The organism is Nitrosomonas sp., from assembly GCA_016703745.1.
GTDB lineage: Bacteria > Pseudomonadota > Gammaproteobacteria > Burkholderiales > Nitrosomonadaceae > Nitrosomonas.
On record JADJBK010000006.1, the window covers coordinates 2,399,375 to 2,413,400 of the forward strand.

The following is a 14,026-nucleotide window of genomic DNA, read 5'->3' on the forward strand; positions in this document are numbered from 1 at the left end:
CATGAACACGATAGAAACTGTCACCGTCGAATTGAATAACCCGATTGAAAGCCGCAGCTACCCAATTTATATCGGGAAGGATTTGCTGGCGCGGGGAGACTTGCTGGCGCCGCACTTTCCCGCAGGCCGAGCGGCAATCGTGACGAATACTACGGTTGCTCCGCTTTATCTGCAGATTCTGCAGGCAACGCTGACTGACAGAGGTATTAAATCCTTTGCTATTATTCTGCCGGATGGTGAACAATACAAAAACCAGGATACGCTCCAAACAATTTTTACTGCGTTACTTGAACATCGCTGTGAACGCAAAACTCCTCTGATTGCGCTGGGGGGAGGGGTGATTGGCGATTTGACCGGTTTTGCTGCTGCCACCTATCTACGCGGAGTACCTTTTATTCAGATACCTACTACGTTGCTTGCGCAGGTAGATTCATCCGTGGGCGGAAAAACCGGCATCAATCATCCGCTGGGCAAGAATATGATGGGCGCCTTCTATCAGCCACGGCTGGTGCTGGCGGATAGTGCCACGCTGGATACCCTGCCGGATAGAGAACTGCGTGCAGGACTGGCAGAGGTCATCAAGTACGGGCTTATTCATGATGCGACATTTTTTGACTGGCTGACACAGCATATTCAGGCATTACAGGTGCGAGAGAAAACAGCAATGAGCCATGCTATCCGTCGTAGCTGTGAAGTCAAGGCAGAAATTGTCTCACTGGATGAGCGCGAAAACGGGATGCGCGCATTGCTGAATCTGGGACATACCTTTGGCCATGCGATCGAGAATGCAATGGGTTATGGTGCCTGGCTGCATGGTGAAGCTGTGGCGGTGGGTACGATAATGGCAGCGGATCTTTCCTGCCGACTACAACGTATTACTTCACAGGATGTTGAGCGTATCCGGCTGTTGTACCGACAGGCGGGTTTGCCGCTCGAAGGACCGCGTATTCCGGTGCAACGCTATCTTGAACTCATGCAGCTGGATAAAAAAGTCGAAAGTGGCCATATCCGTTTCATCCTGCTTGATAAAATCGGTCAAGCAGCTCTAGTGGATGACGTGCCAATCAATACACTGGTTGAAACCCTGGTTGCCTGTGGCGCTTGTGCTAATAACTGATTTCCATTTACTGTCGAGACGTTTTTCAAATTAATTCCGTGCGCTTGAATTCAGTTCTACCAGGCGCTCGATGTGGCTGATCAGCTCTTCTTCCAGATAAGGCTTGCCCATAAATTCGCTCACACCCAGTTCTCTGGCAAGTTCACGATGCTTGTCTGCCGTGCGCGAAGAGATGATGATGATGGGTATATGTTGCAAATTCGGATTGTTTCGCACGATTCGAATCAGTTCGAAACCATCCATTTGCGGCATTTCGATATCGACCAGCATGATGGCGGGTATGGTTTCCCGCAGTAATTCCAGCGCGCCTACCCCATCTTTTGCAATCAGGATTTCATAGCCCTGCCGTTCCAGCAAACGGCTGGTAACCTTGCGAACAGTCAGCGAGTCATCGACGATCATTACCACAGTTGCTGTGCTGGTAGGCTGGGTTATATTCGCAGTGTGCTGGACTGATGTGGCCGTACCTGACAACAGCGCCTTGGTCTGTTCACGTTGCAACAGTTTGAGAGGATTGATGATCAGCACGATGCTGCCATCCCCCATAATGGTGGCGCCTTCTACACCGGGTGCGCGCATCAGCTGCTGGCCGACATTCTTAATCACCACTTCGCACTGGCCAATCAGGACGTCGGCATGAATGGCCAGTCGATCTTGTCCAGTTTGCAGCAGCAAAACCCGGTTATGCCGTCCGATTTCGGATGCTTCTCTGGTTTCCTCCAACAGATGCGCCAGATAAACCAGCGGGAAACTTTTCCCTTCATGCACGACCTGGCGTGTTTCGTAAGCTGCACGGAGGGCTTCGGCATTCAATACCTGAACACTGGTAACGATTGAAGTTGGAATGGCATAACGATTTTCAGCCGTTTTGACCATCAAGGCTGGCAACACGGCCAACGTTACGGGCAAGCGTAATGTAAAGATTGTGCCGTGGCCCGGGGAGGATGCGACGGTGATACTGCCACCGATTTCCGTCATTTTGTTGTTAACGACATCCAGACCAATTCCACGTCCGGCTATGTCGGTTACTTCATCAAGAGTTGATAGGCCATGACGAAAAATCAATGCCTGCAGCTGGGATTCATCCAGATTGTTTGTCTGCTCAATCATTCCAAGCTGCAATGCTTTTTCACGAATGCGATCCTGATTCAGTCCGGCGCCGTCGTCTTCCAGGGTGATATGAATTTCGTTGCCTTGTTGGCGCACGGTGAGGGTGATGCTGCCCGTTTCAGACTTGCCCCCACTCAATCGCTGTTCCGAAGATTCTATGCCATGCACGATAGCGTTACGCAGTAAATGTTCGAGAGGGGAGATAATCTTGTCTACGACGCTACGGTCAATTTCAATTTCATCTCCATCAATCGTCAATACCGTTTTTTTATGAGTATCTCGAGAGACTTGCCTGGTAATGTGGTGCAGGCGCTCGGAGAAATATTTGAATGGCACCGTGCGAATATGAACCAGATCCTGCTGCAACTGGCGATTCAACCGTGCTTGCTGATTGACGGCTGCCTCGGCATTACGCTGAATATCCCGCAAGCTTTTATGGATAGTAACAATGTCATCCATGCACTCTGCCATCAGGCGGGGCAATTCCTGGGAACGGGTAAACTGATCCAGTTCAAGTGGATCGAAATTAGTCGATACAGTTGCTGATGAAGGTACGCCAACCGCTCCAGAAGCTATGCGTGTTTCTGCCAGTAGCTCCATCTCACGAAGCTGGCCGCGCATACGGTCGACACTTTCACTCAAATCCTGCAGATATTGCTTGAATTCAGCCAGCTGCGTTTCAACTTGTGAGCGGGCAATGCTTGATTCACCAGAATCGCTGACGAGCCGATCGATCAGTGCCGCATCAACGCGTAATATAGATTTTTGGATGGGTGTTTCAACTTCCGCTGGTTCAGCGGTTAGCGTCAACGTATCAAACGACTGTACCCATTTATCCGCTGTTTTATTTTCTTGTTTTTCCGTCAGCAGCGGTTCGAATGGGGAGGGTTCGCGGTAGGACTGGCGTAACAGTTCAACTTTTTCCAGTATGACGTCAAACTGACTGTCAAGTGCGTCATAAAATGCTGTATCAGTCGTTCGATTCTGCCGGTTCTCAATTGCAGTTTCCATCTGATGCGCCTGCTCGCCCAGTTGCAGTAATCCGGTCATTCTGGCGCTACCTTTGAAGGTATGCAATGCACGCAGCAATGCCTGGCACGCGGTGGACTGATCAGAGTGAACAGGCTGATTGTGCCAGGCACGCAGGTTACTGCCAATTTCCGGAAGTAATTCTTCAGCTTCTTCCAGAAACACGCCCAGCAATTCATGATCCTGGATGGCTGTGCCATTCGCAGTCGATGGCTGGGCAGTTAACAGCTCTGGCTCAGCTATCGGTTCAGGCAAAACAAATTCAAGCTGATTGACCTGTTCGTCTTGGGTCTTGTATTCGGAATTTTCCCAAACTCGTTCTGCTGTCGTGTCAGATTGTTCAAGTGCATCCAGACGATCAGATAATTGTTGTATGAGCACTGTGCTTGCCTGCACAACATGTTCTGCCGGTAATTGTTGTTGGCAGGCTGATTCAACCATGGTATCAAGCAGTTCCACTGCCTCTGCTATCCGTGGTCGTGTTTGGTCATCGAGTTGACGGGTGGTTTCCAGTAAATGATTTAACCATTGTTCCGTCACCTTTGCTAGGCGAGAAATATCATTTAATCCGAGAGAGTGTGAGGCACTGGCAAGCGTATGCGCAGCCAGCATGACTTCATGCGAAACAGGGGGGTAATGATCATTTTCAGTGGCTGCAATTTCACTTTTGAGTGTGACTACCCGTTCACGTGCCTCCTTACTAAAAATGGCGAACAGATCGCGTGCTACCGGAATATCGCCGATCATGACGAATGTTTCATTCGCCGCGTCATCCTGTATTTGAGATGGCGTATCGATAGGTTCCGGCTCGAAAACAAACGCTAACTCTGATTCAGGCTCTGAATCTGGTTCAGACGAAGTAATGGGTTGGGGTGGAGATGTGGTTTCAAAAGATGGTGGCAGTTGTGTATCCGTGCCGTACATTAAGTGCTTGATTCGCTCGATAAAGTGGTTTGCGTCAATTTCGGCAGATCCATTTTTTCTGAGATTAGCGCACCAGCCGCTAAATTTAAGATGGGAGTCACTCAGCAATTCAAGCAGGGCAGAGTTGGCAGATTTTTGTTCACTGAGCCATCGATTCAGCAACTGCTCAATGCGCCACGCGACCTCGCTGAGCTCACGTAGCTGTACCATACGGCCACTTCCCTTCAGCGTATGGAATCCACGGCGAATAGTCGTCAGCGCTGCCATATCGGCTGGATCGGTCTGACAAAGCTGTAGATTTTCGTTAATAGTTGTCAGTACGTCATCCGCTTCTTCGAGGAAAATTGCTAGCAGCTCCTGGTCAATTTCCTTATTTTCAGTTTTCAGCGAAAGATTCGGTAGTGATGCTGCAGAGTCGGACTCTGCGGCAGGCTGTTGCAATGAAGAAGCCGATTCAACCTGCTCCTGATCAAACATACTGATCGCTGCGGTGACAATAGTTTCGCAATCAGGCTGTGAATTTTTCAGAGCTTCAATATAAAAACTGAAGCTGCTTAGAGCATTCGCCAGCAAGGTCTGCTTGTCAGGCTCAATACTGCTGGCTGAATCGGTGAGGCTCTCAGCCAGATCACGGCATAAATCCAGCAATCTAGTCGCCTGGTCATCCAGTCCCAACATATCAAGCACGCCGGAAATCTGTTTGAATAGGGCAGGCAGGGCAGGTAAATCGTTGCGTATCTGTGGTTCAAAAAAGAATCGATCCAGAATGTCTTCTATTTGCGCCAGGCTGGTTTGCACTTCCTGCGCAACCTGTTTGTGCAGTTTTTTCTCCTGCACATGATAACCAGCCTGATCAGGTCCCGGTAAATCGGGTAAATCGCAGGCTTCTACCTTGCCAGTAATGACGGCGCGGATGCGAGTGGATAATGCTTCAACCTGATCTGGAAATTCGGGCGCTAATTGATGGAAGTTTTCCAGCGCATTTTCAATTAACAGCAGCGATGAGGCAATATCGACCGCGATATCTTCATTCATGCCTTGTGGCCGGATTCGTAAATAGGAAAATGCGCCATGCAGGACGCTAATCAGTTTCTCCAATGGCGGGCAAGCTACTTTTTGGCAATGCTGCTTGAGTTTTTCGGTCGATGTCAGCAAATTAGCCAGATGTTGCTGCTTCCCTGCACTAAATTCACGCCAGTCATCATTGATCGTTTGCAACAGGCAGCGCATTGCATCAAGTTCAGGGACATGGGCATCTTCTTCCTGCAGCATTTGGTCCAACTGGAGAGGGTGATCAAACGATGACAATAGCGTTTGCCAGTCATAGACCTGATTAATTTCCTGGATGCGCGCACTGACAGATTCGCTGCGTGCTACCCGGTAGAGTAGTTCACGAGTCAACTGATCGGCAATTTGATGATTTTCCTTGTCAAGATGTCTGATTTCTTGCTCAATTTTTCCACACAGGCGACGTGTAGTCTGGTCTGCGCCGTGTTCATTCAACAGCAAACTATCCAGAAATCCGGAGGATATCCACCAGAAAATTCTTTGTTCATGAGAGGCGGGAAGTTTTTCAATCGAGCGGATGGCATCGACCATTTGTTGCAGATTTTGTCGATTGCTCGTATCTTTCAACCAGCCAAGCAAACCTTTCTGAAACTGGGCACGAGCCTGGCGAGCAGCGACCAGCTTGGCTTGAATGTCGAGAGGATATTGCACGGGTGGTAAAGGTGGTTCTTCGCGCATGCTTGGGAAAAACAGATCGGCTTCTGAAATCGCCTCGACTCCTCGTGCCTGCATGATTTTTTGATAAATCTGGAAGAATTTTGCCGGATTGTCCTCTTCGCCATCTACCAGGCTGTCAAGATGACGATAGACCAGACGAATAGCTTGTCTGGCCGTCACCAGGTTGGGTGTAGTGGGTTCGAGTTCCTGCTGATACAACGATTTCAGCAGAGATTCGAGATTGCTGGTTACAAACAATATGCCATTCAGTCCCAGCATTTCCAGCATGCCATTTAGCTGATGAGTGTAATAGTGGCAATTTTCAATCTGCTGTAATTCTTCCGGATTATCTCGGAAAGCATCAAGATGGCGAATAATCAGCGTGAAAATCTGTTCGATAGCTTCCCGGATACCGACTACACTGGAAATATTGATTTTGGTTTCAGTACTCATGAAACGGCCTTTATAAGTCTATAGATGAACAAAGTATTTTAAAATTTGCTGTACAGCCTTTCCTCATTAACTTCCTAAACCTTGAAACGGGCAACAGATGCTTTTAGTCTGGTTGCATGGTCAGCGATCTGTTTGATAGATTCAGCATTGCTGGCCGTTCCTTCGGTTGTCTGGCGCGTAATAGCCAGAATGTCTTCCATACTTTTGGTGATTTTGCTGGTAATCAGGGTTTGGCTGCGTGTTGCTGTTGAAATCTCAGCAACCAGCTGCGCCAATTGCTTTGAAACAGTTTCTATCTCTTCCAGCGCATCGCCAGTTGCATTAGCGCGTCGGGTGCCCTCGACCACGCCTGTCGTACTGCGTTCCATCGCGATAATCGTGTCCTGGGTATCTCCACGGATATTGCGGATTAATGTGCTGATTTGCTTGGTGGCCTCAGCTGAGTGTTCTGCCAGGCGCTGTATTTCCTGTGCAATCACCGAGAAACCTTTGCCAGCTTCTCCCGCCGACGCAGCCTGAATGGCCGCGTTTAATGCCAGCACATTGGTTTGCTCGGTAATATCTGATATGAGTGTGACAATTTCGCCAATCTCCTGGGAACTCTCGCCAAGGCGTTTGATCCGTTTGGCCGTTTCCTGAATATAAGTACGAATTTCGTTCATACCATTAATGGCATCTTGAACCGCGCGCGCCCCGCTTTCGGCGGCCTGAAGCGACTGTTTTGAGACTTCGGCGCAGGCATTGGCGGATCTGGATACGGTTTCCAGCGATTCGGCAATCCCCAGCACGGTAATCGTACTTTCTTCAATTTTCTGTGATTGCGCCTGGGCTACGGTAAGTAAGCCGGATGAAATTTTTTCGGCCTGCACGGAAGTATTGATGACATGTGTGCTGGCATAATCTACTTTTTTGACCAAAATTTGCAATTCCTCGATGGTCAGATTGATTGCGTCCGCAATGGTACCGGTCATGTTTTCCGTTACCGACATGCGAGCGGTCAGATCACCATTAGCGGGTTTCTCCATTTCATTAAGCAACTGTAGAATGGCTTGCTGTGTATTCTCGATATCATGTTCTCCTCGTAATAACCTCTCACGCAAGTTACTGGAGAAACAGCGAATAAACAGAACTGCTGCAATGATTGCCAGAGTTAACGATACGGTGATCCATATTGCTTGCCGGGTTTGCAAATCATGGAAATATGTGGTTATACCCTGTTCAATATGACTGAGAGGCTTGCTCAGTTGCTGACTGGCGGTCAGCGATGCTTGTAGGCGCTGCCAGGTATTCACAACCTCAGGGGTCATATCATTCGACAATCGAAGCAATTCCTTCGCGTCATTCAATGCCAGTTCAATATGTAGAGGTATGTTGGCAGATGCTGGTTGATTCAACAAGTCGCCCGTTCTTAATGAACTCAGTAACTCTGTGCTTTCTTTTAGTTTGCCACGCATGATCGTCAACCTGCTGAGGACATCATTCAATGCAAGAGTTCTATCCACGCGATCAGAACCGACTGCTGTAATCAGGGGGGTGGTGGCAGCTATCGCTGATGCCCAAGTTCCCATGGTGTTAACTGTTCCAATTGATTCTGCGCTCCACCGGGCTTGTGTCATCTCGACAGATAATGATTGCAGCTTGTTTTGTAGTCCGTAATGGATTGCAAGAATACGTTTCTCCAGTTCGGTTGCAGGGATCAAAGAATCCCGGTTTGCCAGAGCGGATTGAAAATTGACTTCAGTTGCTCGCCATTGCTGTTCAAAAGTTTCAAATACGCTTGCAGGTAGTAAACCAATAACCGGTTTGAGCTCAATTTCCTGGAGCGCGCCCCCTTGTTGCAGTAATCTAACTTGTTGGCCGAGTTGATTCAAACTCTCCTGCCATTTTGTGAAGGGAAGTCCAGTTTCTTCATTACGCTGTGGCGCAGTATTAACATTCAGTTGTTCGACATGATGGTAAATTTTTATGATGGTTTTCATGTAAGCTGAGTGTTGACGCGCGTGCTGCGCACCAATATGCAACATGAACAAACTCGCCAGCAACAGCATAATAAAGACCACACCTGCAATGCGGATCAAATAAGAAATGTTAAGACCTTTAAACAGCGTCAACATGCGTAACACGGCCTTGTTGTCATTTTGGTTTTAATTAGAGTGGCTGATTCCAAATTCGACGATATTTCGATCATGTAGGCTTCCTGCCAATCACCCCGGATTCAAATCAATAAACATTATGTTGACATAATTGCCAGCGGTATAGAATACCTTTTAATTCCTGGATACAAAAATATAAATGGCTCATAAAAATAATACTTATCGTGGTTTTGATTGTTAATTGATTTCGAGGATTTGAGGTAAACGAGAAACTTTCGAACAACAAGTTTGAGGTAATGTAGAGGTAACACTAACGTAGTAATTTATCTAAAATTAATCTGTTGGAGGGTTCTTTCCTGTTTTCACTGGAGTTACCGGTAGTACGATTTCGGTAAATGAAAAGATTGATGTTGTATGTTGTGCTGAGGGTACGAGTCAAAAAAATGCACGGATGATCAATGTTGAAAAAGGACAAATGTTATGACATCAAAGCAATTGAAGGTAATCAAACCGCTTAAAGATATTAAATTTGCTCGTCATTCTCGAGCTCGAGATGACGAATTTGATGATATCTCTACTGATATGAACAACCTGGCAGTTCTGAATGTTCTGGGAAATGATCTTGGCGGTAAAAATCGACGAAAACTGTGGTCGCTTGACGATGGCGATAATCTGGAGGACTTACGGCAAAAGGATGGAATCAGCGATATTAATCTGAGTCAGCGTGGTGCCCATATCTGGATTACCGATGATGGTAAAGTCGCTTATGCACCGTCGTCCGCCTTGCAGAATGAAGTCAAGGGGCTGGGTGAAGGTCAATTTCTGGAGGATAGTTTCATTTATGCAACTCGACAAGGCGTCGGTCCGTTGCACTGGGCAACAGCCACTGTAAAAATAAGTGGTGTTAACAACGCTCCCGAGCTTACAGGTACCCAAGCAGTGCTGCAGGCAGGAAAGGTAGACATGCCTTACACTCTACTCGCGGCAGATTTATCGACTGGGTATGTCGATCCGGAAAATGATCCGCTCTCAATAACCGGGTTATCGGCTTCATATGGTACATTGACCGAAACCGATAATGGCTGGCTGCTGACACCGGAGACTGGCTATATCGGGCCTGTGATTCTGAATTATCTGATTACCGATGGTCAAAACGGTAGCACTGAAGCTACGCTAAAATTCGACCTTCTACCATCGGATGATGATATTCCTCCCGTACTGGTTTTCAGTTTCCCCTGGAATGATTTTGAAGGGTTCAAAATTGATGCCAATATCGAATTGAACTTCAATGAGGAAGTTAAGGCCGGACAAGGCCGGGTCATTATCAGTAATGGTAACGATGAGCGTATTATCGATATCACAGATACGAGTCAAGTTACATTTCTTGCTGATTATGGAAAATTTGGACCATCAGGAAGGGTCATCATCAATCCAACGGATGACTTAATTGCCGATACAACCTATCACATCCGTCTTGATAGCGGGGTCATAACCGACAAAGCTGGAAATCCATACGAAGGTATCATTGACGATGCCACGCTGAATTTCGGCACAGTATCATCTGCGCCAAGTTTGCAATGGAGCGATCCGTGGGATGATCAGTCAGGATTCAAGGCGGATAATAACATTCAGCTGTTCTTTGACGAGCCGGTGCAAGGTGGGCAGGGCAACATCATTCTGAGCAATGGTAGCGATGTCCGGGTTATTGATATTAGTGATGCCAGTCAAGTAATTTTTGATGCCTGGGGAGGAGTGATTATCAATCCAACCGAAGATCTGGAGGTAGGTAAAAACTATCATGTTCGTATCAGTGAGGGGGCAGTCATCGATCTGGATGGCAATGCTTACGCTGGTATCAATGATGAAGCTATTTTAAATTTCGCAACAACCTCATCCAATCCCGTGTTGGTCAGCAGCAATCTTCCGGGTGATGAGGCTGGCTTTCAGCTTGATGGCGATATGGTTCTGTCTTTCGATGAACCGGTTCAGGCGGGTCAGGGAAATATTATTCTGAGTAATGGCAGCGATACCCGGATTATTGATATTCATGACACCAGCCAGGTGACTTTTAATTTCGGCAAGGTAACTATCAATCCTGCGGAAGATTTGATTGTCGACACTGATTATCATATCCGGATCACGGAAGGCGCAATTGCTGATCTGGCAGGAATACCATTCGCGGGTATTAACGATGAAACCACACTGAATTTCAGGACGATTTCTTCCGGCCCGTTCCTGACGGGTAGCAATCCGTGGGATGGTGCGGAAGAGTTTTCGGCAAACAGTGATATAACACTCTACTTCAGTGAAGTAGTGCAGCCGGGTAACGGTGAAATCACTCTAAGCAATGGAGCAGATATTCGGGCGATCAATATCAATGATGCCAGTCAGGTAACCTTTAACCAGGGTAAGGTAACAATTAATCCGCTCGATGATCTGGTGCCGGATACTAGTTATCACATTCGTATCGGTGAGCATGCCATCGTGGATGCCGCCGGAAATCCGTATGCGGGTATCCATGACGCTACGATACTTAATTTTGCAGTAACCGAGCCTTCTGATGTCATCAGCATTATTGGTGATGTCGAACCCGAGCTGATTTATCTTCCTGGAATCTGGATGACATAGCGAGCCAAGAGGTTGTTCTTCCGTTTGCGGCGGTTCATGGGTTAGGAGGGGTTATATCCCTCAATTCGCGAATCGCCGTTCTTGTTTTTGTGGACTCTTTGCAAGCGATCCCCGGTATAGTAATGACTCGATTTTCCAATCAACTCTCCGCATGGTTACGGACTGCGGCCCAGTATCTGCAAACAGGAAATCTGCCGGAGGCTGAGTCTTTCTGTGCCAGAGTCATTGCCAAGGCACCCGATTATCCTGATGCAATCCATTTAATGGCGGTTATCCACGCCCGTACTCAGCGTTATCAAACTGCCAATACTTTTTTTGCCAGAGCGGCGCATCTCGATCCCAAGCGACCGGATTTTCAGGCGAATTATGCCAATGCGCTCTGGCAGCAAGGTAGGATTGACGAAGCTATGACATATTGTCAGCGCGCTTTGCAGCTCGTCCCGCAGGATCCGGATGCATTAAATATTCTCGGTAATATACAGACAACTCAAAACCGGCTGGCTGCTGCAGCCGAAAGTTTTCAGAAAGCATTGGCGTTAAAGCCAAACCATGTCCAGGTGTTAAATAACCTCGGCAATGTGCTGCAGAGAAGTGGTAAGAATCAGGAAGCGATTGCCTGTTACAAAAAAGCGTTAGCATGGCGACCGAACTATGCAGAGGGGTGGAACAATCTGGGGGCAGCGCTGAAAGCCGTGAATGAAATCGATGAAGCACGGGGATGCTTTGCGCGTGCAATGGAAATCCAGCCTGAATTGTCCCGTGCAGTCTGGAATTATGCGGAAGTTGATATTGTCTGGCTTGAGCAGCTCGAAGGGAACCATTTGTATCTGCGTCGTTATGCCGAACAGGATGCCGATTATTTATATCACTGCTATCAGAATGCGGTATTCATGGCACAGTACAATCACTCGATTCCTCGCCATCAGCCGCCAGAAGAACTGGCTGCACAATTGCGCAGTGCGCAGGTGAAACACCCTTGCCAAAGCAGATCGATTAACTGGATCATTTGTAAAAAAGCTACCGGCCGGCCGGTTGGCTTGGCCAATCTGGCTGAAATACAATTCTTGCATCGTCGTGCCGAATTTCTGATTGGCCTGCCAGATCCTGCTGATCATACAGTGGGTATAGCTTTGGAGGCATCGCTATTGGTCATGGACTTTGTTTTTAATCGGGTGGGACTGAATAAACTTACCGCAGTTGTCTATGATGATAATCCTGTTTCTCAGAAAAATACCCTGAAAATGGGATTTATACAGGAGAGCTATTTACGTGAGCACATTTACGATTCCGCCAGTAAGAAATTTATCCATGTGTATGGAAATGGCATGACTGCCAATAGTTTTCGACATAACGAACGTCTTCCCAAGTTGTCGCGGCGGCTGCTTGGACGTGATGTGACCAGTGTGTCGCAAATTCGGGGAGCATGGAGCAGACTGTACGAGTCACCTGAATGATCTATTATGGCCATGTGTAACGGATAGGTTGATGAATGCTTATTAATCAAGGGAATTTTAGATTTAATTCGAAGATGGTGACTTGAAGTGTAAAAATGAGAAAATTGATACGAGTGACTAAAAAATAGTTACGCGCATTCCAGGTCTCACCCAGTGGCTCAGTTGATCAATTTGCTCGTTAGTAATTGCAATACACCCGTTAGTCCAGTTATAGCGGCGATGAATGTCAATATCTCCTTTACCAATGCCATGAATACCAAGATGTCCCCCCAATAAAGTATTTTGTGGGACAGGTCTATTTTTATCGATAGCCTTGGTTATTTCTTCCCATGTTGCAAAGTCAATCCGGTTTTCCTGTAAAGCAAGATCGGCATTTTCGCGATTGGGATATTCCAAGGCAAAGAATTTGTAAAAACTTTGGCTCTTTCTGATCGAAGATATCTTGAAAGTGCCTATCGGAGTGATATTGCTGCCACGGATACGTATTCGACTGGAACCAAATCGGCCTATAGAGATATCTTTTATTAATAACAATATGTTACCTTCTCGCATAACTGCTAACTGCAATTTGGACGTGTCAATTTCAATCTGGGTCTCAATCGAGGTATCGGCCACCGCAAAATTAAAAATAACTAGATTGAAAAGAAGAGTAAAAAAAATTTTCACTTTCACTGAATATGCGCCTATTACGAAAAAAATCTTCCTAAGAATGTATATGCCTGGAAATACAAAATTAAAACGCGAATAATAGTAAGTGTAAGCGTTATAAAATAATGCCATCAAGTTAAAAGCTAAAGTCGACAGAAACTAAAAACCAAAACACAGACAAAAGCCAAAACTTGACATGCAGAAAATAACACCATAGAATCCACGGTCTTTTAGTTGATTTGCCATGATGTAAAATACACTTGCCCCAGTCATAAAATGTCTAAAGCGGTCGGGTAAATAATAGAGCAACGCGGGAAAATGCTGGCGTATAGCTGGCTGGTGTCTTGATGTAACCAAGAAATAAATAATAGTAACGATAGGATCTCCTGAATAGGAAGCAAAATGCCAACCATTAATCAATTAGTAAGAAAGCCACGTAAGGCAAAGACAGTTAAAAGCAAGGTTCCGGCACTGGAAAGTTGTCCGCAAAGGAGAGGGGTTTGTACCAGGGTATATACAACAACGCCTAAGAAACCAAATTCGGCACTGAGAAAAGTTGCGCGCGTTCGATTAACCAACGGATTTGAGGTCAGTAGTTATATTGGTGGAGAAGGGCATAATTTGCAGGAGCACTCGGTTGTTTTAATTCGTGGTGGTAGGGTAAAAGATTTGCCGGGTGTGCGCTACCATACTGTTCGGGGTAGCTTGGATACGGTTGGTGTTAAAGATCGCAAGAAAGCTCGATCTAAATACGGTTCAAAAAAACCAAAGAGTAGTTAACTGACTGTTTTATAAAATATAGAAAAGACAAGATCAGTATATAGATAGCAATCTGGAGTAAAAAA

General features: G+C 46.6%; 7 protein-coding genes. 4 read left to right on the forward strand and 3 right to left on the reverse strand.

Annotation, left to right across the window (positions count from 1 at the left end; translation table 11 throughout):
* Position 1: 1 nt before the first annotated feature.
* Complete coding sequence (aroB, locus tag IPG31_12615; GenBank protein MBK6619144.1) at positions 2 to 1,117, forward strand: 3-dehydroquinate synthase; 1,116 nt, start codon at positions 2 to 4, stop codon at positions 1,115 to 1,117.
* Positions 1,118 to 1,147: 30 nt separating this feature from the next.
* On the opposite strand, the gene IPG31_12620 is transcribed toward aroB, so the two are convergent.
* Together IPG31_12620 and IPG31_12625 are read right to left on the reverse strand one after the other, a co-directional pair.
* Positions 1,148 to 6,358, reverse strand: coding sequence for an Hpt domain-containing protein (locus IPG31_12620; protein ID MBK6619145.1), 5,211 nt, complete (start codon positions 6,356 to 6,358; stop codon positions 1,148 to 1,150).
* A 74-nt stretch (positions 6,359 to 6,432) separates the two neighbouring features.
* Entirely contained in the window at positions 6,433 to 8,436 is a 2,004-nt protein-coding gene (locus tag IPG31_12625) for a methyl-accepting chemotaxis protein (protein MBK6619146.1), read from the reverse strand.
* A gap of 495 nt (positions 8,437 to 8,931) precedes the next feature.
* Between IPG31_12625 and IPG31_12630 the strand changes: the two genes are divergently transcribed.
* Together IPG31_12630 and IPG31_12635 are read left to right on the forward strand one after the other, a co-directional pair.
* Positions 8,932 to 11,079, forward strand: coding sequence for an Ig-like domain-containing protein (locus IPG31_12630; GenBank protein MBK6619147.1), 2,148 nt, complete (start codon positions 8,932 to 8,934; stop codon positions 11,077 to 11,079).
* A 122-nt stretch (positions 11,080 to 11,201) separates the two neighbouring features.
* The gene (locus IPG31_12635; protein MBK6619148.1) at positions 11,202 to 12,533 is read left to right on the forward strand and encodes a GNAT family N-acetyltransferase; all 1,332 of its coding nucleotides are present in this window, start codon (positions 11,202 to 11,204) and stop codon (positions 12,531 to 12,533) included.
* Between the two features lie 117 nt (positions 12,534 to 12,650).
* On the opposite strand, the gene IPG31_12640 is transcribed toward IPG31_12635, so the two are convergent.
* On the reverse strand, positions 12,651 to 13,199 hold the full coding sequence (locus IPG31_12640; protein ID MBK6619149.1) for a L,D-transpeptidase: 549 nt from the start codon (positions 13,197 to 13,199) through the stop codon (positions 12,651 to 12,653).
* A gap of 384 nt (positions 13,200 to 13,583) precedes the next feature.
* On the opposite strand from IPG31_12640, the gene rpsL reads away from it, so the two are divergent.
* Positions 13,584 to 13,961: a 30S ribosomal protein S12 gene (rpsL, locus tag IPG31_12645; protein MBK6619150.1), complete on the forward strand. Its 378-nt coding sequence runs from the start codon at positions 13,584 to 13,586 to the stop codon at positions 13,959 to 13,961.
* Positions 13,962 to 14,026 lie beyond the last annotated feature (65 nt).